Source organism: Kluyvera fluvialis (genome assembly GCF_059725275.1).
In genome coordinates this window covers 3,521,301-3,547,881 of record NZ_AP046142.1, presented here as the reverse complement: position 1 = coordinate 3,547,881, position 26,581 = coordinate 3,521,301, and the positions used below count along the sequence as shown (strand labels likewise).

The 26,581-nt window shown below is 53.8% G+C and carries 22 protein-coding genes and 1 pseudogene; 13 read left to right on the top strand and 10 right to left on the bottom strand.

Annotated elements, in window-relative coordinates; all coding sequences use genetic code 11:
- The first annotated feature begins 81 nt into the window (after window positions 1-81).
- The 5 genes and pseudogenes from AC6I4B_RS16740 (at window position 82) to AC6I4B_RS16720 (ending at window position 12,909) form a co-directional block, all read left to right on the top strand.
- On the top strand, window positions 82-7,134 hold the full coding sequence (locus tag AC6I4B_RS16740) for an Ig-like domain-containing protein (protein ID WP_497766786.1): 7,053 nt from the start codon (window positions 82-84) through the stop codon (window positions 7,132-7,134).
- A 162-nt stretch (window positions 7,135-7,296) separates the two neighbouring features.
- Window positions 7,297-7,764, top strand: coding sequence for a DNA gyrase inhibitor SbmC (sbmC, locus tag AC6I4B_RS16735; RefSeq protein ID WP_497766785.1), 468 nt, complete (start codon window positions 7,297-7,299; stop codon window positions 7,762-7,764).
- Window positions 7,765-8,126: 362 nt separating this feature from the next.
- A pseudogene (locus tag AC6I4B_RS16730) lies at window positions 8,127-10,278 on the top strand (TonB-dependent receptor).
- 145 nt (window positions 10,279-10,423) lie between these two features.
- Window positions 10,424-11,815: a phenylalanine transporter gene (pheP, locus tag AC6I4B_RS16725; RefSeq protein WP_497766783.1), complete on the top strand. Its 1,392-nt coding sequence runs from the start codon at window positions 10,424-10,426 to the stop codon at window positions 11,813-11,815.
- Window positions 11,816-11,928: 113 nt separating this feature from the next.
- Window positions 11,929-12,909, top strand: a complete 981-nt coding sequence (locus AC6I4B_RS16720; RefSeq protein WP_497766782.1) for a LacI family DNA-binding transcriptional regulator — start codon at window positions 11,929-11,931, stop codon at window positions 12,907-12,909.
- Here AC6I4B_RS16720 and AC6I4B_RS16715 read toward each other — a convergent pair whose 3' ends face one another.
- The gene (locus AC6I4B_RS16715) at window positions 12,910-14,157 is read right to left on the bottom strand and encodes a mechanosensitive ion channel family protein (protein WP_497766780.1); all 1,248 of its coding nucleotides are present in this window, start codon (window positions 14,155-14,157) and stop codon (window positions 12,910-12,912) included.
- A gap of 165 nt (window positions 14,158-14,322) precedes the next feature.
- Window positions 14,323-15,093 (bottom strand): DeoR/GlpR family DNA-binding transcription regulator, encoded by a 771-nt coding sequence (locus tag AC6I4B_RS16710; protein ID WP_497766779.1) that lies wholly within the window; start codon window positions 15,091-15,093, stop codon window positions 14,323-14,325.
- Window positions 15,094-15,347: 254 nt separating this feature from the next.
- Between AC6I4B_RS16710 and AC6I4B_RS16705 the strand changes: the two genes are divergently transcribed.
- Genes AC6I4B_RS16705 through manZ form a run of 6 tightly spaced genes read left to right on the top strand, consistent with a single transcriptional unit; the run spans window position 15,348 to window position 19,153 of the window.
- Window positions 15,348-16,043, top strand: a complete 696-nt coding sequence (locus AC6I4B_RS16705) for a ribulose-phosphate 3-epimerase (protein WP_497766777.1) — start codon at window positions 15,348-15,350, stop codon at window positions 16,041-16,043.
- The gene (gene hxlB, locus AC6I4B_RS16700) at window positions 16,043-16,600 is read left to right on the top strand and encodes a 6-phospho-3-hexuloisomerase (RefSeq protein ID WP_497766776.1); all 558 of its coding nucleotides are present in this window, start codon (window positions 16,043-16,045) and stop codon (window positions 16,598-16,600) included. Before AC6I4B_RS16705 ends, hxlB begins: the two co-directional genes overlap by 1 nt.
- A 16-nt stretch (window positions 16,601-16,616) precedes the next feature.
- Window positions 16,617-17,030, top strand: a complete 414-nt coding sequence (locus tag AC6I4B_RS16695; protein ID WP_497766774.1) for a mannose/fructose/sorbose PTS transporter subunit IIA — start codon at window positions 16,617-16,619, stop codon at window positions 17,028-17,030.
- Between the two features lies 1 nt (window position 17,031).
- The gene (locus AC6I4B_RS16690; RefSeq protein WP_497766773.1) at window positions 17,032-17,511 is read left to right on the top strand and encodes a PTS sugar transporter subunit IIB; all 480 of its coding nucleotides are present in this window, start codon (window positions 17,032-17,034) and stop codon (window positions 17,509-17,511) included.
- Between the two features lie 3 nt (window positions 17,512-17,514).
- The gene (locus tag AC6I4B_RS16685) at window positions 17,515-18,306 is read left to right on the top strand and encodes a PTS mannose/fructose/sorbose transporter subunit IIC (protein ID WP_497766771.1); all 792 of its coding nucleotides are present in this window, start codon (window positions 17,515-17,517) and stop codon (window positions 18,304-18,306) included.
- Between the two features lie 10 nt (window positions 18,307-18,316).
- On the top strand, window positions 18,317-19,153 hold the full coding sequence (gene manZ / locus AC6I4B_RS16680; RefSeq protein ID WP_497766770.1) for a PTS mannose transporter subunit IID: 837 nt from the start codon (window positions 18,317-18,319) through the stop codon (window positions 19,151-19,153).
- A 92-nt stretch (window positions 19,154-19,245) separates the two neighbouring features.
- Here manZ and nfsB read toward each other — a convergent pair whose 3' ends face one another.
- From nfsB to AC6I4B_RS16665, 3 genes are all read right to left on the bottom strand, one after another.
- Window positions 19,246-19,899, bottom strand: a complete 654-nt coding sequence (gene nfsB, locus AC6I4B_RS16675; RefSeq protein ID WP_497766768.1) for an oxygen-insensitive NAD(P)H nitroreductase — start codon at window positions 19,897-19,899, stop codon at window positions 19,246-19,248.
- Window positions 19,900-20,020: 121 nt separating this feature from the next.
- Window positions 20,021-20,389 (bottom strand): MmcQ/YjbR family DNA-binding protein, encoded by a 369-nt coding sequence (locus tag AC6I4B_RS16670; RefSeq protein WP_497766767.1) that lies wholly within the window; start codon window positions 20,387-20,389, stop codon window positions 20,021-20,023.
- A complete protein-coding gene (locus tag AC6I4B_RS16665) occupies window positions 20,389-20,964 on the bottom strand; it encodes a TetR/AcrR family transcriptional regulator (RefSeq protein ID WP_497766765.1) in 576 nt (191 codons plus the stop codon). The genes AC6I4B_RS16670 and AC6I4B_RS16665 overlap by 1 nt, the downstream gene beginning before the upstream one ends.
- Window positions 20,965-21,153: 189 nt before the next feature.
- Here AC6I4B_RS16665 and AC6I4B_RS16660 point away from each other — a divergent pair, with 189 nt between their 5' ends.
- Together AC6I4B_RS16660 and AC6I4B_RS16655 are read left to right on the top strand one after the other, a co-directional pair.
- A complete protein-coding gene (locus AC6I4B_RS16660) occupies window positions 21,154-22,254 on the top strand; it encodes an MBL fold metallo-hydrolase (protein ID WP_497766764.1) in 1,101 nt (366 codons plus the stop codon).
- 33 nt (window positions 22,255-22,287) lie between these two features.
- Entirely contained in the window at window positions 22,288-22,635 is a 348-nt protein-coding gene (locus AC6I4B_RS16655; RefSeq protein ID WP_497766762.1) for a RamA family antibiotic efflux transcriptional regulator, read from the top strand.
- A gap of 73 nt (window positions 22,636-22,708) precedes the next feature.
- Here AC6I4B_RS16655 and AC6I4B_RS16650 read toward each other — a convergent pair whose 3' ends face one another.
- The 5 genes from AC6I4B_RS16650 to AC6I4B_RS16630 form a co-directional block, all read right to left on the bottom strand.
- Window positions 22,709-22,957, bottom strand: coding sequence for a DUF1158 domain-containing protein (locus AC6I4B_RS16650; RefSeq protein WP_497766761.1), 249 nt, complete (start codon window positions 22,955-22,957; stop codon window positions 22,709-22,711).
- Window positions 22,958-23,100: 143 nt separating this feature from the next.
- Complete coding sequence (locus AC6I4B_RS16645) at window positions 23,101-23,814, bottom strand: ABC transporter ATP-binding protein (RefSeq protein ID WP_497766759.1); 714 nt, start codon at window positions 23,812-23,814, stop codon at window positions 23,101-23,103.
- A complete protein-coding gene (locus tag AC6I4B_RS16640; protein ID WP_497766758.1) occupies window positions 23,801-24,637 on the bottom strand; it encodes an ABC transporter ATP-binding protein in 837 nt (278 codons plus the stop codon). The genes AC6I4B_RS16645 and AC6I4B_RS16640 overlap by 14 nt, the downstream gene beginning before the upstream one ends.
- Window positions 24,630-25,463, bottom strand: a complete 834-nt coding sequence (locus AC6I4B_RS16635; RefSeq protein ID WP_497766756.1) for an ABC transporter permease — start codon at window positions 25,461-25,463, stop codon at window positions 24,630-24,632. The genes AC6I4B_RS16640 and AC6I4B_RS16635 overlap by 8 nt, the downstream gene beginning before the upstream one ends.
- The gene (locus AC6I4B_RS16630; RefSeq protein ID WP_497766755.1) at window positions 25,463-26,512 is read right to left on the bottom strand and encodes an ABC transporter permease; all 1,050 of its coding nucleotides are present in this window, start codon (window positions 26,510-26,512) and stop codon (window positions 25,463-25,465) included. Before AC6I4B_RS16630 ends, AC6I4B_RS16635 begins: the two co-directional genes overlap by 1 nt.
- Window positions 26,513-26,581: the final 69 nt, after the last annotated feature.

The following is a 26,581-nucleotide window of genomic DNA, read 5'->3' as shown; positions in this document are numbered from 1 at the left end:
TAACGGAGTTCTTTTTCAATGACTATAACGAAGAGGTCTTTTCCTTTGCGTTTAAAATTGCTTGCCTGGATAAATATCGGCGTGCAATTCGCATTCCCTCTTTCTGTTGCTTTCACCCCCTCTGTGGCAGGCGCGGGCAGTGAATCCCGCTTCTTGCAGAAAAACTCAGAGTCGCCCTTCATCAAAACGAAACCCTACGTGTTATTGCAGGGGGAGACGGTCGCATCGGTTGCTAAACGCAATAATATGACGGTCAACGCGTTAAAGAAGTTGAATCAGTTTCGCACCTTCGCCAAAGGGTTTGAAAACCTGACGTCTGGCGATGAGATAGATATCCCACTGTCGCCATTTCCCGCCGTCGTTTGGGAAAAGTCAGCGAAAAAGAGCGTCCCAGATGAAAACAATAGCGAGGAGAGTAAGCTCGCAAGCCTGGCGAACCGCACCGGATCTTTTTTTAATAACAACCCTAACGGCGATGCGTTTTCTTCCGCCGCGCGCGGCATTGCCACCGGCGAAGCCAGTGGGCAAATTCAGCGCTGGCTGAGCCAGTTTGGTACTGCGCGAGTGCAGATTGATGCGAACGAACATTTATCGCTTAAAAACTCGCAGCTCGATTTGCTCGTCCCGCTGTATGACCAAAAAGAGCAACTGCTCTTTACCCAGGGAAGTATTCATCGTACTGATGATCGTACACAGGCCAACCTGGGGCTGGGGTTGCGCCACTTTAGCGATGACTGGATGCTGGGTGGCAACCTGTTTATGGATTACGACCTGTCGCGCGATCATGCGCGAATGGGGACCGGCATTGAATACTGGCGAGATTTTTTAAAGCTGGGTGTTAACAGCTATCTGCGGTTAACCAACTGGAAAGACTCGCCGGATGTTGAAGATTACGAAGAACGGCCTGCTAACGGTTGGGATATTCGCGCCGAAGGATGGCTGCCGAGCTTGCCTCAACTGGGCGGCAAACTGACCTACGAGCAGTATTATGGCCGCGAAGTGGGGCTATTCGGTAAAGACAATCGCCAGAGCAACCCGCACGCGATCACCGCAGGCGTCACCTACACGCCATTCCCGCTGATGACGCTCAGCGCCGAGCAGCGCCAGGGTAAAGCGGGCGAGCACGATACCCGTTTTGGTCTGCAATTTAACTACCAGCCGGGCACGTCGTTGCAAGATCAACTGAACCCTGCCAGCGTCGCTGCAATGCGCAGCTTGATGGGCAGCCGTTATGACCTGGTGGATCGAAACAATAATATCGTTCTCGAATACCGTAAGAAGGAGGTTATCCGCCTTCGTGCCGCTGGGCTTATCGCGGGTTATGCCGGTGAGAAAAAATCACTTGATGTCTCGGTCAACAGCAAATATGGCCTCGATCGTATCGACTGGTCTGCCCCAGCATTTCTGACGGCGGGCGGCAAAATCGTCCAGGAAAGCCCATCGAGCTACAGTGTGGTGCTTCCAGATTTGCAAACTGAACCGGGTAGCAACAACACTTATACGCTAAGCGGCGTCGCAGTGGATAAGAAAGGCAACACCTCGCAAAAAACCGCCACCCAGATTACGGTGACTCAGGCGGCGATTGGTGCTGGCAGCAGCACTATTAGCCCTGCAAGCGCCGCGCTGCCTGCCGATGGGCAATCGCAGCAGCCGTTTGTGCTGAAGGTACTTGATAAGAACGGCAAACCGGTGGATATCGCGGAAGATGAAATCAGCATTCAAAAGCAGGTTAAAACCCGTGGAGTCGGTGCGGCAACGCTGGCTCCGTTTAGCCGCCGCGCGCCGGGGGAATATATCGCGACGCTGACCGCAGGCACATTGCCAGAATCGTTCACCGTGACTGCCTCCGCGCGTAATATGCCGTTGTCGTCGGCAACGGTTGAGATTACGGCGAATACCGCCACATCGATGATTGATACTTTTGAGGTGGTGGACAACAACGCCCTTGCCGATGGCAAAAAAAATAACAACGTCAAAGTGGTTGTGATTGATGCGCAAAATAACCGCGTCCCTAACCAGAGTATCGCTCTGACGGCAACGAATCAGGCGACGATTGACCAAACGGCAACGACGAACGAGAACGGTGAGGCGATTATCCCGCTGACCAGCCAGACCGCTGGGGATGCAGTGATCACCGCCTCTGTGAACGGTAACAGCAGCAAAAATGTCACCGTCACCTTTTTGCCAGATGGCAACACCGCACAGGTAACCGACAGCAATCTCTCTGTTTTGCCTGAAAAATCTGTTGCTGATGGCCACACGCAAAAAACGGTGAAAGTGTTAGTCACCGATGCCAGCAACAATCCGGTTCCGAACATTGATGTGGGCATTTCTGCGGGTAACAGCGCAACCGTGGCGGTATCAACGGTGAAAACAGACCAACAAGGTTTTGCCATCACCACTCTGACTAGCACTGTGGCCGGCGTGTCGAAAGTGACCGCCAGGGTGAATACGTCTAGCGCTACACGCGAAACCACCTTTACCGGCAACACCTCAACGGCTCAGGTCACGTCTGTGACGGCGGCTTCTGGCCCATACCTCGCCGATGGGGCAAGCGTCGTGGCTTATAAAGCGCTGGTTACCGACCAGAACGGCAACCCATTACCGGGTATAGCGGTGGACTGGAAATCTGACCGCGACAGTGGCGAAGTGAAGTTTACCCACGCACAAAGCATCACTAACGATGCCGGGCAGGCTGATGTCGGCATGACCAGTACCCGCGCCTATGCGGTCGTTGCGACGGCTTCTACTCACGGCTCCTCGAAAGAGGCCGCGCCGATAACGTTTGTCGCCGACAGCACCAAAGGGGTTATCAGCGAGTTTTACAGCGATCGCCAAACGATCACCGCCAACGACACTGATGCCGCGATGCTCAATGTCAAAGTGCAGGATCAGTACGGCAACCCGCTGAAAGATGTCGAAGTGGCGTTCAGTGCCGGTAACGACACCACCATCACCGCTGCACAACAGTCCACCGACAGCCAGGGGTATCTCCAGGCCATCCTAACCAGCCGCCGCGCGGGGGATATCTCCGTTCATGCGCGCTTGAAAAATGGTCAGGAACAAACGTTGCCGCTGAAAGCGGTTGCCGATAGCCAGAGTGCGAACGTTAGCCTGAGCACCTCGGCGGCGACGGCGGAAGTGGGCAGCGCGGGCATAACCGTAACGGCGCGCGTGAGCGATGGCCAGGGTAATCCGGTGAATGGAACCAGCATCGCGTGGAGTAGCGACATCAATACCGTTGGCTCGACGGTGTCTGTCACCAATGCTCAAGGCGAGGCGCAAACCACGCTGACCAGCACACAAGCGCTGGAAACCACGGTGACTGCGCAGTTGTTCAACGGCAACAGCGATAGCAAAAAAGTGACCTTTACCGCCGGTCAACCGGACGACCAGCACAGTGTTTTAACCATTGCCCCGCAGTCGATCACCGCCGATGGCGTCGCGATGGCTGTGGCGTCATTACAATTGCTCGACCGCTGGAACAACCCCGTATCCGCACAGGCGGTGAACTGGAGCGCAAACGAAAGCACTATTCAGCTAACGGCATCGGAAAAAGGCAGCGGCCTTTATCAGGCGCAGATCAGCGGGACGAAAGAGGGTACGTGGAATATCCAGGCGACCAGTGGTTCGGTTAACAAACAGGTTGCGCTTGGCTTCCTCGCGAACGACACCTCGGCGTTGATCGACAGCGTGTCGATTTATGGCACAGACACGGTGGAGGCCAATGGCATTGATGAAATCACGATCCGCGCCAGGGTGAAGGATAAAAATGGCAACAGCCAGATGAAAGGCGTAGCCGTTGGCTGGCAGACGACGCTGGGAACCCTGTCTTCACCGTTGAGTAAAACGGATGAAAACGGGATGGCAGAAATTAAGCTCAGCAGTACTCAGGCAGGCCGGGCGGATATCTCTGCCGTTCTGGGCGGCGGGCAACCGGTGAAAGCCGATAAAAGCGCCACCTTTACCACTGGGGCAATTTCATCGGCGAAATCCTCTATACGGGTTACGCCGGGCAGTATTGTGGCAGAAGCCGAACACGCCACGGCGCAAGTCACGCTGCGCGATGGCGAAGGTAACCTGCTGTCGGGTCTCGCCGGTGAGATTAAACTGCAATTTGATACTGACTTGTCCATCACCTACAGCGCGTTCCAGGAAAGTTCGAGCGGTGTTTACACCACGCAGTTGAGTGGCAAAAAAGCCGGTTCTACACAGGTCGGCGTGTGGGTTAAAGGCTCTGACGTGAGGGTGTTTGCGAGCCTGGCGATTACGGCTGACAACAATACCGCCAGCGTGTTGGGGCAGATTGTCGCCTCACCGACCACGGCGACCGTCGGGGACTCGGTAACCTATACCGCGCAACTGGTGGACAAAAACGGCAACCCTCTGGGGGCTGGCATTCCGGTGACCTGGAGCGCCAATGCGGGCAGCGAACTGGCCTCGCAGGTTAGCCATACGGACAGCACTGGCTTGACGCAGGTCGCATTAACTCGCCAGCAAGTGGGCGTGGCGAAAGTGAATGCTATTTTGCCATCGGGCACGGTAGCCGCACCGGATGTCATGTTCAGTGCCGGTAACGCCGATGAAAGCCGCTCTACGCTGCTATTGTCGCCATCGGTGATTGTCGCCGGAAAAGAAGACGCGACGTTGACGCTAATCCTGCGGGATAAAAACGGCAACTTACTGACCGGACAGAGCGTGAGTGCGCACAGCGATGACGCCTCTGTAATGACCGGTAATAGCGTTGAAGACAGCGCAAAACCGGGCTATTACCGCATGAAAATTAGCGGCAATAAGGTTGTGACCACGGTGTTGTCGGTGCAGGTGAATGGCACTGCGTTCACGAATACCAAAACGTTAACCATTAAAGGTGATGCCGATAGCTGGCATATCACCGAGATTAAAGCCAACAAAAGTACTCTGACCGCAGGCGACAGCAGTGGTGTGGTTTACTCCGCGACCGTTGCCGACAGCTACGGCAACCCACTGTCTGGCGCGGTTGTTTCGTGGCAGTTAAACGGCGTGGCGCAAAGCTTTGAGCCAACTTCACGCACTGACGCTCACGGCGTTGCCACCACCACGCTTCTGAGCGAAACCGCAGGGACGCTGGTGATGACCGCCTATCTGGATGATAAAAATCATGCCCAGGCAGCGCCGGTCACTGTGGTGGCGGCAGCCGTTGATCCCGCGAAATCATCGTTTAGCGCGGATAAGCATCTGATTGGCGCGGATGGTAAAGAAGCGGCGACCCTGACGGTTCAGCTCAAAGACCGTTATGACAACGCGATTGTCGGCAAACGCATCAGTATTGACGGGGCAGCCGCGCTGCCGGGCTTTAAAGTCTCGACAATGGTGGACAACAAAGACGGCTCATACCATGCCACGGCAACCTCAACCGACAAAGGGCAGGTAACCCTGACCGCGACGGTAGACAAGCAGAAAGTGGGGTCCACGGTGCAGATTACCGTGGGGGCGATGACGCCAGACCTGCGATTTGATAACGCCGAGCAAACCGTGGTGTACACCAAAAACTACACCGGTTCGCAAAGTGTGAAAGGGATGCCTGGCGGGGTGTCGCAGCAATGGTCAAGCGCCGACTCTGCGGTGGCATCGGTTGATAACAAAGGGGTGGTGACGTTGCTGAAATCGGGTGAAACCCGCATTACGGTCTACACGCCGGGCAATGCGCAATATAACCCAGCGATGGCAACCTACCGCCTGGTCGTTGATAAGGCGCAGCCTCAGCTACAGTTTGGCCAGGGGAGTCACCAGACCGTTTACGGTGGCGGGTTTACCTTACCGGCGCTGTCATCCGGCAATAGCAATATTGATATCAACGAGTTGGCGGTGCAGTACAGCAGTTCAGACGCCAGCGTGGCAACTATCAACAGCAGTGGCAAAGTGGCCATTCTGAAGTCGGGCAGCATTAAGTTTATTGCGCAGTCGCCGGAAAGTGACCAGTACAACGCCTCTAGCGCCGAGTACGTGCTGGTGATTGCTAAAGCGAAGCTGGACATCGCGTTTGCCGATACCTTGAAAAAGGTCAATATGGATCAGATGGCAAACGATCGTCAGGCCTATCAACAGCAGCCGATCGTCCCACTACCGGCTGACGTACAGGTGCAACTGACCTCCAGTGATGATGCGGTACTGAAAATTGACCGCGATGGCAGCGTTAAGCTGTACTCGCCGGGTGCGGCGCGCATCAAGCTGGCGGTCGTGGGTGACGATCGTTATGAATCATCGGAAGGTGATTATGATCTGAATATCTATGGCGCTCCGGCGGTGAAAGTGAACAGCCTCCAGGGATCGTCATTAGGGAAAATGTTTGATGTGACAAGCCGTGACTGGCAGCCTTACTTTGCCAGCGATGAGCTGCAAATTGACTGGAGTTCGAACGTTGATCCTTACTACTTGCCTGAAAAAGTGACGGTAAGAATTACCGATGGCACTTTTGTCTTGATGCAGCAGGAATATCAGAAAGGAGAAACCGCTTCGGGTAAGACGACGTTAAAAGCGAAGTCCGGCTGGGTGGGTAAGAAGTTAACCATCAGCGTAAATGGCTATGGCTATGGTGGTATCACGGCGGCAACGCCTGAAAAAACGGTGCAGACCAGCGTGGTCGATATTAAAAACGTGATTGCGTCGGCGACGGCGGTATTAAAGCACGATGTTTATATCGCTGCCGATGGTGTTAAAGATAATGATAACACCTGCCGCACGTCCTATCTCAGGACGCAGCGTGACGTGTATCTGGATTTCAACGTCAATATCGTGCCGCTGTATCCAGCGGAAACCACCATTTTCGGGCATAACATTCGTCTGAATATTGATAACTATACGCGCACCAATGGGGGCGGCAGTTACACCTGGACTCATGAAGTCGCCAGCGCTGGCAACAGCGGCACAGTTCGCTTCGCCAGCAGCGGCAGCGGTATGCATGATCAAACCAAGCTGGTTTCAGACTGCTGGGGTAACCATGTGGGCGGTATGGATGACAAAGGCATCGTTGGCGTTATTGTTGATATCGAGTATGGCGGCAAGAAATTTACGCTGACCTCAAGCGAAGATATGAGCTGGTCGGGTGATTCAGGATCGTCTAATCAGTCAAACGTTAATCTCACGATTCATTAATCGAATCGGCTAACGAAAACCGCCCAGTTAACATTCTGGGCGGTTTTATTTTGGCTGAAGGCTAAAAATTCGTGATGTCAGCTTATTTCTCCTCTTATTATCACCTCAGCCACTATAACTAAGGGAATCCTCCTGTAATTACAGTGTTGTGACGAGGGCAATATGAACTACGAAATCAAGCAGGTTGAGCAACGTAAGATCGCCGGTTTTCATATGGTTGGGCCGTGGGAGCACACGGTAAAGCAGGGCTTTGAGCAACTCGCCCAGTGGGTGGATGGCCAGCAAATTCCCGCGCGGGAGTGGCTGGCGGTTTATTACGATAACCCCGACGAAGTGCCCGCAGAAAAGCTGCGCTGCGATACGGTGGTGTCGGTCGCTGACGATTTTGCACTGCCGGAAAATAGTCGCGGGGTGATGGTGGCCGAGGTGGCGGGCGGGCTGTATGCCGTGGCGCGTGCGCGCGTAGAAAATCACGACTTCTCAACGCCCTGGTATCAGTTTTTTGAAAGCGTACTACAGGATGAAACGCACCAGCTCACGGAGAAACCATGCTTCGAAATCTACCATAACAACGGGATGGTAGATGGCTACTGGGATATCGAAATGTTTGTGGCCGTCGCGCCGAAATAATCCCTTGAACACTGAGCCTCGCCAGCCCGGCGAGGCATCAGAACTCACTTCCCTGGCGCCGTTATTCACGGCAATCCCCTGTGTAGCCCCTGATACAGCGTCAATATAGATACCGGTCAACGGCAGGCGTCCCTCAGACAATAATTCCATGTAAAAAGAATGGCTTTTAGAGCCACGGTCATGGATTTACGCTTGATTGCGTAAAGATAATGAGTATAGTTCTCACTCTCTTTTTTATTCATTGGTATGGTACGGCAGGCTCAGTCATCGGTGAGGATATTTCACAGGGGGATGCTGGGTGGCGAATCGCGCTAAACCGCTGCACCGACGGTGAATTTATTTTGCGACCAAGGACTCCTGTTATGAATCTGAAGCTCTCCGTGCTGGCACTGGCGATTAGCGCCGCCGTGCCTGCCGCCTATGCGGCAACGACCCTCAATACCGCCCCCAAAAAAAATCAAACTGAAACGATGGTGGTGCAGGGCGTTGACGGCAGCGACTTTAAACCCGGTGGCGAACAGCTCGTGCCTGCTTACCTGGATGGGCAGATTGCCCACGGTGGGCGGATGGGGATGCTCGGCGAGCAAAACGCGATGGACGTTCCGTTCAACGTTATCGGCTACACCTCTAAACTGGTGCAGGACCAACAGGCAAAAACGATTGCCGATGTTGTCAGCAACGATGCCGGTGTGCAGGCCGTGCAGGGGTACGGGAACTTCGCGGAAACTTACCGCATTCGTGGCTTTAAACTCGATGGGGACGACATGACCATGGGCGGTCTTTCTGGCGTCGTCCCGCGTCAGGTGATGGACACCCAAATGCTCGAACGCATTGAAGTTTTTAAAGGTGCGAATGCGCTGGTCAACGGTGCTGCCAGCTCCGGCGTTGGCGGGATGATCAACCTGGAACCCAAACGCGCCGAAGATATCCCGACGACCCGCGTGGGCGTGGATTACACCAGCGACTCACAGGTTGGTGGCTCGCTGGACGTTGGGCGTCGCTTTGGCGATGACAACCAGTTTGGTGCGCGCGTTAACCTGCTGCACCGCGAAGGGGAAGGGAGTGTCGATGACGACAAACGCCGCACCACAATGGCCTCCATCGGCCTTGATTACCGTGGCGATCGCTTCCGCTCCTCGCTGGATTTCGGTTATCAGAAAAAGACCTTCCACGGTAGCCGGTTGGGCATTGGTATCGGTGATATCAAATCTATTCCGGCGTTGCCTGCCGTACCTGATTCCACCAAAAGCTACAGCCAGAAGTGGGGCTACAGCGATATTGAAAACGAATTTGGCATGGCGAAGGCTGAGTATGACCTGACCGACAACTGGACAACCTACGCCGCGCTGGGCGCACAGCACGCGCATGAAATCGGCACTTACAGCGCACCGAAGCTCACCAACATCAACGGTGACGCTAAAGTGGGGCGTCTGGATACTAACCGTATTATTGACGCGTTCAGCGGCATGGGCGGCATTCGCGGTAACTTTGATACCGGCGTAGTGTCTCACAACGTCAATATCGGTTATTCCGCGCAGATCCACCGTGACGCAACCGCCTGGCGCATGTCGAACAGCAAGACCAACCCCGTGGTCAATATTTATGATAACCACGAAGTCAACAAGCCCGCTAACACCTCGTTTGGCGGTGACTATTTTGACCCGCTCACCACCGCGCGCACTCGCACTCAGGGCTGGCTGTTCAGCGACACGCTGGGCTTCTTTGACGACAGCCTGCTGTTCACCGCTGCGGCGCGTAACCAGAAGGTTGTGATCCGTAACTACAGCAACACCACCGGGCTGGAAAACACCACTTCAAGCTTTAGCGAAAGCCGCTGGATGCCAACTTTTGGCGTGGTCTATAAACCGTGGCAAACGCTGGCGCTGTACGCCAACCATACCGAAGCGCTACAGCCGGGCGGCAATGCGCCTAAGGATACAAAAAACTACGGTGAGAGTATTGGGATCGCCCATTCTAAACAGGATGAAGTGGGCGTGAAGATTGACTACCAGCGCGTTGGCGGCTCGCTGGCGTTATTCCAGATTAAGAAACCCACCGGTGTGCTGAACAGCAACGGCTACTATGGCCTGGACGGCGAGCAGCGCAACCGTGGCGTAGAACTTAACGTCTTCGGTGAACCGACGTTGGGTCTGCGCCTGAACGGCAGCACGATGTGGATTGACCCGGAAATGACCAAAACCAACGGCGGCGTGTACGATGGCAAAGAGGCTATCGGCGTTTCGCGCTTCTATATGACGTTGGGCGCGGAGTATGACATCAAACCTATCGACGGCCTGACGGCGACGGCGAAAGTGAACCACACCGGTTCACAATATGCAGACTCTGCCAACACCAAGAAAATTGACAGCTACACCACTCTGGATTTAGGGATGCGCTACCGTATGCACCTTAATCAGGAACAAAACGATTTGGTCTGGCGTTGATGACTCCGGTGTTTACCTGTTCCAGGGGGAACCGCGCACGCTGAAAGTCTCCGTCAGCTACGACTTCTAAATCCTTGTTAAAATAAGGCTATTGCCCCGACAGCGTGTGCTGCTTGGGGCTTTTGCGCTACGGATAACGGGTACTGATAGCCTTGCGGCAAGCGGCGCTAAGTGTTAAAAGATGCCCCTTCATAAAAAAGCAACAGGGGTTAGACGTGAGCAACGCGTCCTCAGCATCCAGCCAGAATTCACAGGATGCTTCGTCGGAAAATATCCCGACGCTTCATCGCGGGTTACAAAACCGCCATATTCAATTAATCGCGCTCGGCGGTGCTATCGGCACTGGCCTGTTTCTTGGTATCGGCCCAGCCATTCAAATGGCAGGCCCGGCGGTCGTTTTGGGCTACGCCATTGCTGGGGTTATTGCCTTTCTGATCATGCGCCAACTGGGTGAAATGGTGGTCGAGGAGCCGGTATCTGGCTCCTTTGCCCACTTTGCCTATAAATACTGGGGGCCATTCGCTGGTTTCCTCTCCGGCTGGAACTACTGGGTGATGTTCGTTCTGGTCGGCATGGCGGAACTGACCGCCGCCGGGATCTACATGCAGTATTGGCTGCCAGATGTCCCAACCTGGGTATGGGCTGCCGGTTTCTTCGTGCTGATTAACGCCGTCAACCTGGTCAACGTGCGCCTGTATGGCGAAACCGAATTCTGGTTTGCGCTGATCAAAGTCCTGGCGATTATCGGCATGATTGGCTTCGGCATCTGGATGCTAGTCTCCGGTCACGGCGGTGAAAACGCCAGCATCGACAACCTCTGGCGTTTCGACGGCTTCCTGGCTACCGGCTGGAAAGGGCTGATTCTGTCGCTGGCGGTTATCATGTTCTCCTTCGGCGGCCTCGAACTTATCGGTATTACCGCCGCCGAGGCGCGCAACCCGGAAACCTCAATCCCGAAAGCGGTAAACCAAGTGGTTTATCGTATCCTGCTGTTTTACATCGGTTCTCTGATTGTTCTGCTGGCGCTCTATCCGTGGCAGGGCATTAAGTCAGACAGCAGCCCATTTGTGATGATCTTCCATAATCTGGATAGCAATGTCGTCGCTTCTGCGCTGAACTTCGTGATTCTGGTGGCTTCGCTGTCGGTCTATAACAGCGGCGTTTATTCCAATAGCCGTATGCTGTTTGGCCTGTCGGTGCAGGGTAACGCGCCGCGCTTCCTGACCAAAGTCAGCCGTCGCGGCGTACCGGTTAATTCACTGATACTTTCCGGCGCCATCACCTCGCTGGTGGTACTGGTGAACTACCTGCTGCCGCAAAAAGCCTTTGGCCTGTTGATGGCGCTGGTGGTGGCAACGCTGCTGCTGAACTGGGTGATGATCTGCATGGCGCACCTCAAGTTCCGCAAAGCGATGCGCCACAAAGGGCGTGAGCCGAAATTCAAAGCGCTGCTGTCGCCGGCCAGTAACTATCTGTGCATTGCGTTCCTGCTGATGGTTCTGGTGCTGATGTGCACAATGGACGGGATGCGTCTGTCGGCGATTTTGCTGCCAGTGTGGGTGCTGTTCCTGTTCGCCGCCTTCAAAGTGCTGCGCCGCAAAGCGTAATCGCGTCGAGTCGTAAACCAATAAAGGAGCCCATTTGGCTCCTTTATTATTTTCCCCGCTGATGTTTATGGTAGCCTGCACGCAAAGCGTTAATTGCAGGGAATAGCGTAGCTATGTCAATTCAGAAAATCGCCCAGTTGGCGGGTGTCTCAGTGGCGACTGTCTCGCGGGTGTTGAATAACAGCGAAACGGTAAAAGCGAAAAATCGCGAGCGGGTGCTTAAAGCCATCAAAGAGAGCAACTATCAGCCTAATTTGCTGGCTCGCCAGCTTCGAACGGCGCGTAGCTCCATGATACTGGTGATGGTGTCGAATATTGCCAACCCGTTTTGCGCCGAAGTGGTCAAGGGCATTGAAGAGGCCGCCGAGAAAAATGGCTACCGGATCCTGTTGTGCCACTCTGGCTCGGATATCGAGCGTTCCAAATCGGGTCTACGCCTGCTCACCGGCAAAATGGTCGATGGTATTATCACCATGGACGCTTTCACCACATTACCGGAACTGACCACCATTATTGGCGATGCGCCGTGGGTACAGTGTGCCGAATATGCCGATGCCGGGGCGATTTCTTGTGTGGGAATCAACGATATTGACGCCGCTGAACATGCGGTGGGTTACCTGTCTGCACTGGGGCGGCAGCGTATCGCGCTGATTAACCACGATCTAAGCTACAAATATGCGCGGCTGCGTGAGCAAGGTTATAAAGCCGTGTTGCAACAGCAGGCTTTGGGTTTTCAGGCGGTGGAGTATGCCTGTGACCTGAGCGCGGCGGCGGGGAAAGTGGCGATGAAAAATTTGCTGGCGATGACCCCGCGACCGGATGCGGTGTTTGCGGTGTCGGACTCGCTGGCGGCGGGAGCGATGCGCGCCATTGAACAGGCTGGGCTGCGCGTGCCGCAGGATATCGCCGTGGTTGGTTTTGATGGCACGGAACTGGCGGAAATGGTTTCGCCGCAGCTCACCACCGTACAGCAACCGTCGCGAGAAATTGGCGCTAAAGCGGTACAACTACTGCTGAATAAAATCGATAATCCCGATGTTCCGCCAGAGCGGGTGATGTTGGACTGGCGCTTTATTTCACGCGCCAGTGCTTGATTATTGCGGCTGAATAGCGCCTGCAAGGGCGCGAATATCATTACCGGTTGGCGACTGATGAATACGCAAACCAAACTCATCAACCACCGCAAATATATGGTCAAAAATATCGGCCTGAATACTTTCATATTCTGCCCATACCACGGTGTTGGTAAAGGCGTATATCTCAATCGGCAGACCGTTATTATCCGGCGCAAGCTGGCGAACCATTAATGTCATATCTTTGCGAATCTGCGGATGATTACGCAGATATTCATTAAGATATGCGCGGAAAGTCCCCACATTGGTCATCCGCCGCTGGTTAAGCACCGACTCTCCGCTGCCGTGCTGCTGGTTCCACTGGTTAATTTCCTGATAGCGGGAGTCCATATAAGGTTTCAGCAATCGCGCCTGAATTAACCGCTGCTGCTCATGATCATCCAAAAAATGGACGCTCGTCGTATCGATATTAATGCTGCGCTTAATCCGTCGGCCACCGGAGGCTGACATTCCGCTCCAGTTTTTAAAGGAGTCGGAAACCAGCGACCAGGTTGGAATGGTGGTGATGGTATTATCCCAGTTACGGACTTTAACGGTGGTTAACCCAATATCGGTTACCGCGCCGTCTGCGCCATATTTCGGCATCTCCAGCCAGTCGCCCAGCTTGAGCATATCGTTGGCAGAAAGCTGAATCCCTGCCACCAGGCCGAGAATCGGGTCTTTAAACACCAACATTAATACGGCGGCCATTGCGCCAAGACCGCTGATTAAAATGGCCGGCGACTGCCCCAGCAGCAGCGAAATCATCAGAATGCCAACCAGAATGGCACTGACCAATTTAACGCCCTGGAATATCCCTTTTAACGGTAAGTGTGAGGAAAAAGAGAGTTTCTGCGACAGATTAAAAATAACGTCCAGCAGGGAGAAAAACGACAGCAGGGCATACAGCATGACCCACAGTTGTGCCACTGTGGTTAATATTTGCGCCGCATCACTGCCTTTTTGCAGCCACAGCACCGCCTGCACATTGACGATAATCCCCTGGAGGGTAAACGCCAGCCGATGAAACAGTTTATTCTGCGTGATAATTTGCAGCCATAAATGACTGCTTGCCTGTGCGCGTTTTTCAAAAGTGCGCAATACCAGCCGATGTAAAATCAGATGGACAATGATGGCAGTGAGAAAAATAATACCAAAGATGATCACTAGTGAATTGGTATGATTTATTTCAATGCCCATCTCTTCTATCTGCGATATCAGTTCCTGCATAACGTCTCCTATATAGCCAGCCGTTAATAATGGCTGGCTTAGCTATATTATGCAAACGGCTTTACCTGTCGTACTTCAGTTGCCTGGGGGTTGGCTGCCTCCACTCACCCTGGTCACTGACGTGAGTCAGCGCCGGGGCTTCGTTTTGTTACCGCCGATAAACGGTTAATCCAGCACAATCACTTCGGTCAGTTTTGACAGATGGCTCAACTCGTCTTCAGGGATCCCTGCATCGGTAATAAAATAATCAATTTCCGACCAGTCGCAGAACTGGAAAAGCCCGGAGCTGGTGAACTTTGTGCTGTCGCTTACGACAACTTTAAGCCGCGCGCTTTTGACCATCGTGGCCTTCACTTCGGCTTCCTCATAGGATGCCGTGCACGGGCCGCCGCGATTTTTCAAACCATCAGTGCCAAGAAAAACGATATCCGCATTAATTGACTGATAAGCATGAATCCCCCACATGCCGACCAACGCCAGGCTGTTGGCTCGCACTTTTCCCCCCACTAAAAACACATCGTTATCTGTGCCGCTGAGTGGCTGGATAATGTTGATAGCATTGGAAATAATAGTCAGCTTGCTTTTCGCCGTCAGCGCTTTCGCGATGCACTGCACGGTGCTACCGGTATCAAGGATCACTACGCCACGCTCAGGAATTAGCTGAATCGCGAGCTGTGCAATCTGATCTTTAATCTGCAAATGCTCGGTGTTTTTTTGTGCTAAAGGCTGCTCAATGGCCAGAATATTACCAGAGGCGATAGCCCCGCCGTGCCCTTTGGTCGCAATGCCTTTCTTATCGAGGTAAATCAGATCCTTGCGGATAGTCTCTGTCGAAACCCCAAACATTTCTGCAATCTTGCCGACCTTCACGCTGCCTTCTGCGATCAGGATCTGTGCCAGTTTATTTCGTCGCTCGATGGTTAATGAACTTGCCATTTCATCCCTTTGACTCTGCTGTTAAAGCCCAATGAAACCCAACGCTGTACCGCCATCTTACCACGACAATCTGCGAATGGCTGCGGTTGTACGTTTTCACGGTCATATTCACAATGGATCGCAATTTTTAAATTGTGATCGACCGTTTGTTTTGCGATCTTCGCGCTTGATGTTGCGTTTGTTTGCGATGATATTGCGATTAAATCTTGTGATTGGTTGCGTTGAATTGCGAATTTAACATGGAGAGATGAGTCATGAAACAAAAAGTACGGCTTTCACCTTCGATAATGTGTGCGGACCTGGTCGATCTGAAGGCATCCGTCCGTGAGCTGGAGTCTGCGCAGGTTGATGCGCTGCACATTGATATTATTGATGGCGCGTTCAGCCCTGCCATGCCGCTGGGGCTAGATACTGTTAAACGACTGCGAGAAGTGACGACGTTAGATTTTGATGTTCATATCATGGCGTTAAATAACGAGTTTTTTGTACAGAAAATTCTCGATATTGGGGTGCAGCAAATCTCTTTTCACTGCGAATCCAGCCGCCATATAGAGCGATTAGTCAGCCTGATTCAAAGTCGTGGCGTCAAGGCTGGGCTGGCGCTTAATCCGGCTACGCCGTTGTCGGTTCTCGAATACGTGTTACCGCAGTTGGATAATGTCTTATTAATGCTGATTAACCCAGGTTATGCCGATAATAAGCATGAACAGCAGGTGAGTTATGCCGTCGATAAAGTTCGGCAACTGGCGGCGCTTATTAGTCCACTGGAACATAAACCCACGATTCAGGTTGATGGACGAGTCTCTTTTGCCACCATTGCACAATTGGTTAATGCCGGGGCGAATGATCTTGTGCTCGGCAGCACCAGTTTATTCCGCGAGGGATATACGCTGGCGGAAAACCGCCAGGCATTGACTGATATTATTTTCCATGCGGTGGGAGCAGAATAATGAATTATTTATCCGCAGAACGCATGATTATCAATGAAGTTAGCCAAACGCTTGATAACGTCGATCAAGAAAAAATTGCGCAGCTTATTTCGGCTATTAATGCTGCCGATAAAGTATTTTTTGTCGGCGTTGGGCGAGTGTTGCTTTCGTTGCAATCGGTGGCAAAACGATTAGCACATCTTGGCATTAATACTGTCGTGGTGGGGCAAATTACGGAACCTGCGATCACCGCTAATGACCTTTTAATTGTTGGTTCCGGCAGTGGTGAAACGCTTTACCCATTAGGGATTGCCAAAAAAGCGAAACAGTATTCAGCGAAAGTGATTCATATTGGCGCGAATCCTGACAGTTCGATGCGTGAATACAGTGACCTGTTTATTCGCCTGCCGGTGTCCGGCAAACAGTCGCTGCCTGACGCTATCGCCTCTCAACAACCGATGACCAGCCTTTTTGAACAGTCGCTACTGCTACTGGGCGATACCATCGCCCTAATGATGATTGACCACAAGCAGCTCGATATGCCGAGCCTGTGGCAATTTCATGCCAATCTTGAATAACCCATATGGGGGCAATATGAGTATTCCGGTCATTGTTATTACCCATGGTTGCAGCGGTGCGGCATTGTGCGACACCGTACAAATGATTATTGGCGAGCAGCAGAAATTATTCTCGCTGGATTTTTTACCGGGCGAAAACGTGGAATCCATTCTCCATAAAATAAATGCGCTATCACTCGAAAAACCAGGGTTGATGCTGGTGGATTTTCTCGGCGGCAGCCCATTTAACGCCGCAGCATTATATTGCCAGCGCACCGCAAGCGGTGATGTGGTGAGCGGCGTCAATATACCAATGCTATTGAATGTATTAATGGAAAGGGACGAAGTCAGCGACATTTCACAGCTTGCGCTGCTAGCAAAACAATCGGGTTGCGAAGGCATCAGTTGTTTGAGTCTCGATATAACGTTGGCAGCCGAAGAGGAACTTTAAAATGGATATTGTGTTGGCAAGAATTGACGACCGTTTTATTCACGGCCAGGTGGTTACTCGCTGGGTTAAATCGTTTCCGGCAGAGCGCATTATTGTGGTTTCCGATAGCGTTGCCGCTGATGAAATGCGCAAAGGGTTATTAATTTCCGTTGCGCCGCCAGAAATGAAAGCCAGCGTGGTAACGGTCGATAAAATGATTCGCGCATGGCATAGCGATAAATATCGCGGTGTTACGGCTATTTTACTGTTCGCTCGGCCAGGGGATGTGCTGCGTTTAGTGGAGGGGGGAGTCAACATCGACAGCGTAAACGTCGGCGGCATGATATTTGAGGACGGCAGGCAGCAGATTACGCGGTCGGTCAGTGCATCGGCGGAGGATATTTCTGCCTTTCGTGAACTGAACACTCGCGGTGTTGCGCTTGAATTACGCCAGCTTCCTTCGGATACGCCCGTCAACTTTATGGAAAAAATAGAGGGGTGAGTTATGGATACAATGCAAATTATTGCGCTGGTGCTGATTGCCGCCGTTGCGGGAATGGGCAGCGTGTTGGATGAAGGACAGACTCACCGTCCGCTCATCGCCTGCTCATTGGTGGGCCTGGTATTAGGCGATATGACCACCGGCGTGATTCTCGGCGGTACGCTGGAAATGATGGCGCTGGGCTGGATGAACGTTGGCCTGGCGATGGCACCGGATACCGCCATTGCCTCGGTGATTGCCACGATTCTGGTGATTACTACCGGGCAAGGCGTTGGGGAAGGGATCGCCATAGCGGTAGCTTTAGCCGCCGCAGGGCAGGTGCTGACCATCTTTATTCGCACCATTACCGTCTTTTTTATTCATCGAGCCGACAAATATGCGGAGCAGGGCAGTACCCGAGGCATTGAGCTAATGCATGTCAGCGCGCTGCTGCTGCAAGGGCTACGCGTAGCGTTACCAACCCTTGCCGTGCTGATGATGAGCGTGGAGAGCGTGCAGGCGATCCTGGCTAATATACCGCACGTGGTAACGCGTGGCTTGCAAATTGGCGGCGGGATTGTGGTGGTGGTCGGTTATGCCATGGTCATCAATATGATGAATGTGAAATACCTGATGCCTTTCTTTTTCGGCGGCTTCCTGCTGGCGGCGTTCACGAATTTTAACCTCGTCGGATTTGGCGGCATGGGGTTAGTGATTGCCCTGTTGTGGATGCAAATTCATCCGAAATACCAGAGCAAAACGGCCGCACCGTCAGGGCCAGCCGCGACGCTCGACGAAGACGATCTCGATGCCTGAGGTGAAAAAAATGCAAACTGAAGAAAGCCAAAAAACGCTGACCCGTGGCGACCTGCGCAGTATGTTCTGGCGTTCCAACATCCTGTTGGGATCGTTTAACTTTGAGCGCGCCCAGGCGCTGGGGATCTGCTTTATCATGATTCCCGCCATTAAACGTCTGTATGGCCCTGGCCCTGAACGTGCCGAGGCGCTAAAACGTCATCTGGAGTGGTTTAACACTCAGCCGTATGTTGCCTCGCCTATTCTTGGCGTCACGGCGGCGATGGAAGAAGAAAAATCGCGGGGTGCTGCGATTACCGGCCCTGGCATTAGTGGGGTGAAAATTGGCCTGATGGGGCCATTTGCAGGCGTTGGCGACCCCATTTTCTGGGGAACCGTACGCCCGGTGCTGGCGGCGCTTGGGGCATCAATTGCCCTTACCGGAAACGTGCTGGGGCCGATTCTGTTCTTCGTCCTCTTTAACCTGATTCGCCTTTCGCTGAAATACTACGGCCTGAATTATGGCTACCTGAAGGGGCGAGAAATCCTCAGTGAGTTGGGGGGCAACCGCCTGCAAAAACTGACCGAAGGCGCGTCGATTTTGGGGCTGTTTGTTATGGGCGCGCTGGTGTGTAAATGGACGACGATTAACGTGCCCATTGTGGTATCGACCATTACCAATGCCGACGGCAATGTGGTGACTACAACGCTACAAAATATCTTCGACCAACTGCTTCCCGGCGTGTTGCCGCTGATTCTGACGCTGTTTGTCGCCTCGTTACTGCGTAAAAAGGTGAACGCACTGCTGATGATTTTGGCAATTTTTGTGTTGGGTATCGGCGGATATGCGGCGGGGATTTTAGGATAATGCGTTTAGGTGCCGCCGTGGTGAACCTTTTAACCGGTCGGGTTCGCCATGTTGCGGCACCGTTTTTATCATCAACGGATATGATGTTTCTGCTAGATTTCCGTGATTACCGTTTCTTCCGGCAGGCGGGATTTTGGCAGCGCTTTGTTGAAATCTTCCACGCTGTGATGGCCCACAGGAACCACCACCAGGCTGGTGAAACCTTTCTCTTTCAGGCCAAATTCAGCGTCGAGAATCTCAGCATCGAAACCTTCAATCGGCACGGCGTCAAGGCCCATTGCGGCTACGCCCAGCAGGAAGTTACCCACGTTCAGATACACCTGACGCGCGGCCCACTGATCGTCGTCGTGGCTGCCTTTACGGTGCAGGTCAGCGAAGAAAGTACGGCCTTTATGGTTAGCGGCTTTGGCTTCTGGGGTGGCGAAACGGCCATCGGCATCTTCCTGATCGACCACTTTTTCCAGCCAGGCATCGTCGATTGCCGTTTTAGCGCAGAACACCACCACGTGAGAAGCATCCAGTATTTTGCGTTCGTTGAACACGTAGTTGCCTGATGCTGATTTAGCAACGCGCGCTTTACCTTCGTCGGTGCTGGCGACGATAAAGTGCCAGGGCTGCGAGTTGGTGCTCGACGGGCTATAGCGCAGCAGCGTTTTCAGATTGGCAGCCTGCTCAGCGGTCAGTTTTTTGCTGGCGTCAAAGGCTTTGGTGGAATAACGCGCTAAGGCAACGGAAACGATATCCATAAACACTCCTGAATGATGAAACGCACCGCCTATCGGTGCGTTGAATCACAGCAGGGTAACGCGCGGTTTAACAAATGAGAAGGGTAGAAATGCGATAACACTTATCGCATTTAACGCAAAATCAGCGCGGGCGTACTCGTTGCTGGACGCGTTTGGGCAGCTTATTCACCACCAGATTCCAAGAATCATCGATCAGGCTATTGAGCAAACCGGTGTCAATTTCATCGCCAGGATAAACCGAGATCCAGTGCTTTTTATTCATGTGATAGCCAGGTTTAATGTGAGGATAAATCGCCTGATGCAGCAGCGACTGCTCAGGATCAACCTTGAGGTTGACGATCGGCTCACCGCGCAGGAAGGTCTTGATCATAAAGATCTTCCCTTCCACGGTGAAGACATCGTACTGCGGGCCAAACGGCCAGCAGAGTTCGGAAAAAGGCAGCGTTAGTGCAAACTCATGCGCCTGCTCATGCAACGTTTTACCGTCCATTACTCTTCCTCGGCGAGCGCTTTCCACATCGCTTCAAACCCCAGCGCTTTTAGCGCATCGGCGCGCTGTGGCTCGCGGCTGGCAAACTCAATGGTGGTTTCGGCAAGCGATAAGAACAGCGCGTCGCCAAAGGCGCGGAAATCATCAGACATAAACACCGCGCGCACCGAACGGTGGCAAAGTTTTTGCAGCTCCGGGAACATGGCTCTGGCCTGTTCGGTTGTCTCGGCGGTAATTTTTTCACTCACCGCCATACGGCGAATCGCGTGATGGCCGGTTGGGTTACGCACGCCCCAGTCGATATAGCTGTTCCAGATGCTATGGGTAAACTCTTTTGGTGAGTCGGTTTTGATAAGCCCTGTTTGCATCGCCTGGCACAGGTCACTTTTCAAATGCAGATAAAGCGCATTGAGCAGATCGTCTTTAGTGGCGAAATAGCGAAACAGGGTGCCTTCTGCTACGCCTGCACTGCGCGCAATCAGCGCAGTCGATGCAGCAATGCCGGACTGTGCAATCGCGCAGGTTGCGGCTTCCAGTAACGCTTGTTTTTTATCTTCACTCTTCGGACGAGCCACTACACTTTACCTCTCTGACTGTAAAAGCGGTGATTGAAACATGCCGACCCCTGAGACTTCAACGGCGGCGGTCAAAATTTGAAAATTGCTTGACGATTTTTTCCTCTCCTTTCTATAATGAGTGCCTACTCACTCATAATCAATCTTTTTAGTGTGGCTTCCTGGATGAAGCCGGTCTTAGGTCAGGATATGAAACCTTTCATCATCAGTGTGGTTGTCGTCATGCTTATTGCCAGTGCTGCAAGTTTATCTTTTGTTCTGAACGCCGGTTTTGGTCAGGTTCCGCAGGGCGCGGAAAAGAGCCGGATTGAGCGTTCGCCGAACTACCGCGACGGGGAGTTTCAAAACACCCTGCCGACGCCTGGGTTTACTGGCGATAAAAACATGCTTATGGCGTGGTGGGAGTTTTTAACCGCGAAGCGTGAGAATGCGCGCCCAAAGCAGCCGCTGCCGTTGGTTTCGACCGATCTCGCCAGCCTGCCGCTGGAGCAGGACACCATGATTTGGCTGGGCCATTCATCGTGGTATCTGCAACTGGCAGGCAAGCGCATCTTGATTGACCCGGTATTTAGCAACTACGCCGCACCGTTCTCATTTTTGAACAAGGCGTTTGACGGCAGCTACCCGTGGCGCGCAGAAAACCTGCCCGCTATCGACCTGTTGATTATCTCGCATGACCATTACGATCACCTGGACTACGCGACTATCAAAGGCTTAATGCCGAAGATTAAACGTGCCGTTGTCCCACTGGGCGTAGGCTCGCATCTGCGTTATTGGGGCATGGCAGACGACATTATTAGCGAAGCCGACTGGCAAGAACGCGTGGCGATTAGCGATAAGCTGAGCGTACATGTGTTGCCCGCGCGCCACTTCTCAGGCCGTGGTCTTAAACGTAACCAGACGCTGTGGGCCAGCTTTATGTTTGTGACGCCGGAGCAAAAAGTGTTCTACAGCGGCGACACTGGCTATGGGCCGCACTTTAAAGACATTGGTAAGCAGTTTGGCGGTGTTGATGTCGCCATTCTGGAGGACGGGCAATATGACATGGACTGGCGTTACATCCACATGATGCCGGAACAAACCGCGCAGGCGGCGGTTGATCTCAACGCTAAGGCGGTGTTGCCGGGGCATGCAGGGCGGTTTGTGCTGGCAAAACACACCTGGGATGATCCGTACAAGCGGCTGGCGCAGGCCAGTAAAGACAAAGCGTATCGGCTGTTAACGCCGATGCTGGGCGAGCCGGTGAAGTTGGCTGATCCAACGCAAACATTTCATGCCTGGTGGGAATAACCACCGGTTGAGGGCAAACGAGGGGAGGAGTGTATGACCGAATTAGCCACTCAGGTAATTGACACGTTGGTCGAATGGATTGACGACAATCTGCATCAACCATTGCGTATTGATGAAATCGCCCGTCGGGCGGGGTACTCGAAATGGCATTTACAGCGTCTGTTTTTACAACATAAAGGCGAGAGTCTGGGGCGCTACATCCGCCAGCGGAAGCTAAATTTAGCGGCGGATGAGCTGTGCACGACCGACCAAAAGGTTTATGACATTTGCCTGAAGTACGGTTTTGATTCGCAGCAGACGTTTACCCGCATTTTTACCCGCACGTTTAACCAGTCGCCGGGCGCGTACCGCAAAGTGCATCACCGCCCAAGGACGCACTGATTAATTGCCTGATGGCGCTGCGCTTATCCGGCCTACATGGGTTTGTACGCCAACATTTGGCAATCGGTGTAGGTTAATCCGCTGGTGAAAACCAGCGTCGCCAGACAAAGCGCAGCAGCAAATACTCCAGCGTTCCCAGCAGCAAAAACCACAGACAGAACAGCAACGTATACAACTGGCTGAGATCCATCAAATGAAAAATGTTGACTAATTTTTGTGCCAGAGTTAACCCCAACGACGGCGCAGGGAGCAGCAGGCAGGAGAGGAACGCCATCAATAAAATGCCAGCGGCGGCCATCAGTGATTCAAGCGGATGTTTCATATGATGTTAATCTTTGGTTAAAGATTTTATTGTCCGGTAATTTTTCACGAAACGCAAAGAAATAGCCCGATGGACGGGCTGTGCGGTGTTTTGCCGGATGGCGGCGTAAACGCCTTACCCGGCCTACAAACGGGGTAGCGCCATCAGGCGAGAGGTGACATTCGGTGCTCGCCGTTTTCCAGCGCGGGGCGGTCGTAAAAACGCTGAATAACGCCCTGCGCCATAAACGCCGCGCGATCGGACATATGAGCCACCACATCGGCATCATGGCTGACCAACAGATAGGTCATACCGTGCTCGTGCTTCAGGCGGTTAAGCAAGTTAAGAATCTCCGCCTGCACCGACATATCCAGCGCCGAAGTGGGTTCATCCAGCAACAACAACTGCGGGCGCAACAGCAGCGCCCGCGCGATGGCGACACGCTGACGTTGCCCGCCGGAAAGCTGATGTGGATAGCGTTGCGCGGCATCAGCGGCTAACCCTACCTGTTCTAACGCCGTCGCCACACGCTCTGTAATCTGCGTTTCGCCGTGGATTTTCAATGGCTCCGCCAGCGTGCGGTAAAGCGTATGATTCGGATGCAACGAGGCGTAAGGGTCTTGAAAAACCATCTGCACATTGCGCCGCAACGCCCCCTGAAACCGCCTTCCCGAGGCGATCGGCTGATCAAAAAGCGCCACATGACCGCGCCATTCACGCTGCAAACCGGCTAACACCCGCAACAACGTTGACTTACCACAACCGGACTCACCGATCAGGCTGAATGTTTCTCCGGCCTCCACGGCAAAAGTGGCGGCAGATACCGCCGTTTTCGCGGCGAACTGCACTTGCAGGTCACGAATATCAACGACCGCCATGATTTTTCTCCTGTGCTAAACGGCTGCGATCCAGGGTCGGGAGATCCTGCCCGTAAGTCCCAGCGTTCGGGCGGCAGGTCCACAAAGTGCGGGTGTACGGATGCGTGGCGTTCGGCAGATCACACGCCGCCATCTCATCAATATTTTCCCCCTGATACATCACCAGCACCCGATGACAATGCTCGGCAACCAACGGTAAATCGTGGCTAATCAGCAGCATTGCCATTTGTCGCTGTTCGCACTGTTCCACCAACAGGTGGAGAATTTGATGGCGCAGACGGGCATCCAGCGCGGAAGTGGGTTCATCGGCAATCAACACGCGCGGGTCGTTAATTAGCGCCAGCGCAATCATCACGCGCTGCCCCATACCGCCGGAAAGCTCACCGGGATAACGCGCCAGCACGCTTGCCTCTAGCCCCACGGTATTGACGGCTTCGCGGATTTTCTCCGCACGCATTTTACGGCTTAGCGACTGATGCAACGTGAGCGCTTCTTCAAGCTGGGCGTAGACGTTTTTCACCGGATTCAGCGCATAGCGCGGGTCTTGTAACACCATCGCGATATCGTTACCGCGCAGTTGTCGCCAGCCACGCGCGTTAAGGTTTAATACGTCGTGCCCCAAAACGTTGAGCGTATCGGCGCTAACGCGGCCGGGGCGGCGCACCAGCCCCATCAGCGCACGGGCGGTCATCGATTTTCCAGAACCTGACTCCCCGACCAGCGCGAGCCGTTCATTGCCCAGTGAAAAACTGACGTTATTCACCACTCGCGCGCTGGGGTAATCAATAGATAAACCTTTGACGCAAAGACGTTGATCAGTCATGTTGTGGCTCCAGAACATCGCGCAGGCCATCGCCTAACAGGTTAAACGCCAGGCTTGCCAGCAAAATAGCCGCACCCGGCGCGGCGGCGACCCACCATTGATCGAAAATGACCTGCATCCCGTCGGCAATCATCGCCCCCCATTCGGACATCGGCGGGCGAGCGCCCAACCCAAGAAAACCCAGCCCTGCGGCGGCGAGAATAATGCCCGCGAGATCCAGCGCCAGCCGCACAATGGCTGACGGCAGACATAGCGGCAGAATATGACCAAACAGCAAACGCCCGCCGCGAATCCCCATCATTTCAGCGGCAGCGAGATAGTCGCTATGACGCAGGCGTTGAATTTCACTGCGCGCCTGGCGGGCATAGGCCGGCCAGGTAGTAAGCGCCAGCGCTAATGCGCCATTCACCAGCCCCGGGCCTAACATGGCGACGAAAGCAAACGCCAGAATCAGCCGTGGCATCGACATCACCACATCGGTAAAGCGCATTAAGACGCGCTCCAGCCAGCCGCCGTAGTAGCCGGACAAAATCCCTATCAGCAGGCCTAGCGGCAGCGTGATGAGCGTCACCAGCGCGACCAGCCCCAGCGCCGGACGGCTGCCGTAAATCAATCGGGAAAGCAGGTCGCGACCGTAGCTGTCGGTTCCCAGCCAGTGCTGCCAGGACGGCGCTTGCAGGCGTGAAGCGGCATCCTGCCAGTTTGGGTCGAGCGGCGCCAGCCAGGGCGCAAACAACGCGACCAGCAGCAACAGCGTAATGATGAACAGACCACAAAATGCGGCGGGCGAGCGGCGCAGGCGACGTAAGAAAACAGAGGACGGCATCAGTGAACCCTCGGGTCAGTCAACCGCACCAGCAGGTCGGTAAGATTGTTGATAAGCACAAAACAGACGCCAATCAAGAGCGTACCGCCCATAATCGCCGTGGCATCCCCTGCGAACAGAGCGGTCGTCAGATAACGACCAATGCCAGGCCAGGAGAACACGGTTTCGGTCAGCACCGCGCCTTCCAGCATTCCGGTATAGGCCAGCGCGATAACGGTGAGCAGCGTGCCGCGAATATTTGGCAGCACGTGTCGCCACAGAATCGCCATCTCGCTAGTCCCTTTGGCGCGCGCCAGCAGGATGTACTCTTTATTCATTTCGCTCAGGCAGGCGGAGCGGGTCAGGCGGGTAATGCTTGCCAGCGCATAGTAGGCCAGCAGCAGCACGGGTAATACCAGGTGACTTAGCGCATTTTTAAACGCCAAAAAATCACCGGATAACGCAGTATCGATCAGTGCAAAACCGGTTCGCGGTTCTACCGTGTACTGGTAAATATCATCCAATCGCCCAGGCCCCGCGCTCCACTGCAAGCGGGCGTAAAATAGCGCCAACATCAGTAAACCCAGCCAGAAAATAGGTACGGAATTGCCCAGCAGGGTAAAGGTACGCACCGCGAGATCTCCGGGTGAACCGGCATAGCGGGCGCAGAGCACGCCGGCGATAACCCCGATAACCGCGCCGATGATTAAGGCCAGTGTCGCCAGTTCGAGGGTGGCGGGGAAGACGGCAAGCAGGTCAGAAAGCACCGGCTGGCCGGTTGAACTGGCGATGCCTAAATCACCGTGCGCCAGGTTTTGCAGATAGTGCCAGAACTGCACCGGCAAAGAGCGGTCAAGGCCAAGCTGATGGCGAACCTGATCGTAAGTGGATTGGCTGGCGTGGTCGCCAACGATTTGTAATACCCGATCGACCGGAGAAAGCGCCGACAGGGCAAAGGTGACAACGAGCAAGCCAAGCAGCGTCAGGGCGAGCGTGAACAGCCCTTGAAGCAGGGCGAACAGCGGGCGTTTTGCGTGCCGTTCAACTTTGAGAGGGGCAATAACAGACATGCTGATTCCGAATATCAGAGAACCCAACGGGCTACACACCCGGCAGCCTGCGCTGCCGGGAACAAATAG

Bases quoted from the DNA above. Each gene is read 5' to 3' on its own strand.
- sbmC (WP_497766785.1), top strand. From the start codon at position 7,297: ATGAACTACGAAATCAAGCAGGTTGAGCAACGTAAGATCGCCGGTTTT.
- AC6I4B_RS16720 (WP_497766782.1), top strand. From the start codon at position 11,929: ATGTCAATTCAGAAAATCGCCCAGTTGGCGGGTGTCTCAGTGGCGACT.
- AC6I4B_RS16715 (WP_497766780.1), bottom strand. From the start codon at position 14,157: ATGCAGGAACTGATATCGCAGATAGAAGAGATGGGCATTGAAATAAAT.
- AC6I4B_RS16710 (WP_497766779.1), bottom strand. From the start codon at position 15,093: ATGGCAAGTTCATTAACCATCGAGCGACGAAATAAACTGGCACAGATC.
- AC6I4B_RS16705 (WP_497766777.1), top strand. From the start codon at position 15,348: ATGAAACAAAAAGTACGGCTTTCACCTTCGATAATGTGTGCGGACCTG.
- hxlB (WP_497766776.1), top strand. From the start codon at position 16,043: ATGAATTATTTATCCGCAGAACGCATGATTATCAATGAAGTTAGCCAA.
- AC6I4B_RS16695 (WP_497766774.1), top strand. From the start codon at position 16,617: ATGAGTATTCCGGTCATTGTTATTACCCATGGTTGCAGCGGTGCGGCA.
- AC6I4B_RS16690 (WP_497766773.1), top strand. From the start codon at position 17,032: ATGGATATTGTGTTGGCAAGAATTGACGACCGTTTTATTCACGGCCAG.
- AC6I4B_RS16685 (WP_497766771.1), top strand. From the start codon at position 17,515: ATGGATACAATGCAAATTATTGCGCTGGTGCTGATTGCCGCCGTTGCG.
- manZ (WP_497766770.1), top strand. From the start codon at position 18,317: ATGCAAACTGAAGAAAGCCAAAAAACGCTGACCCGTGGCGACCTGCGC.
- nfsB (WP_497766768.1), bottom strand. From the start codon at position 19,899: ATGGATATCGTTTCCGTTGCCTTAGCGCGTTATTCCACCAAAGCCTTT.
- AC6I4B_RS16670 (WP_497766767.1), bottom strand. From the start codon at position 20,389: ATGGACGGTAAAACGTTGCATGAGCAGGCGCATGAGTTTGCACTAACG.
- AC6I4B_RS16660 (WP_497766764.1), top strand. From the start codon at position 21,154: ATGAAACCTTTCATCATCAGTGTGGTTGTCGTCATGCTTATTGCCAGT.
- AC6I4B_RS16655 (WP_497766762.1), top strand. From the start codon at position 22,288: ATGACCGAATTAGCCACTCAGGTAATTGACACGTTGGTCGAATGGATT.
- AC6I4B_RS16650 (WP_497766761.1), bottom strand. From the start codon at position 22,957: ATGAAACATCCGCTTGAATCACTGATGGCCGCCGCTGGCATTTTATTG.
- AC6I4B_RS16645 (WP_497766759.1), bottom strand. From the start codon at position 23,814: ATGGCGGTCGTTGATATTCGTGACCTGCAAGTGCAGTTCGCCGCGAAA.
- AC6I4B_RS16640 (WP_497766758.1), bottom strand. From the start codon at position 24,637: ATGACTGATCAACGTCTTTGCGTCAAAGGTTTATCTATTGATTACCCC.
- AC6I4B_RS16635 (WP_497766756.1), bottom strand. From the start codon at position 25,463: ATGCCGTCCTCTGTTTTCTTACGTCGCCTGCGCCGCTCGCCCGCCGCA.
- AC6I4B_RS16630 (WP_497766755.1), bottom strand. From the start codon at position 26,512: ATGTCTGTTATTGCCCCTCTCAAAGTTGAACGGCACGCAAAACGCCCG.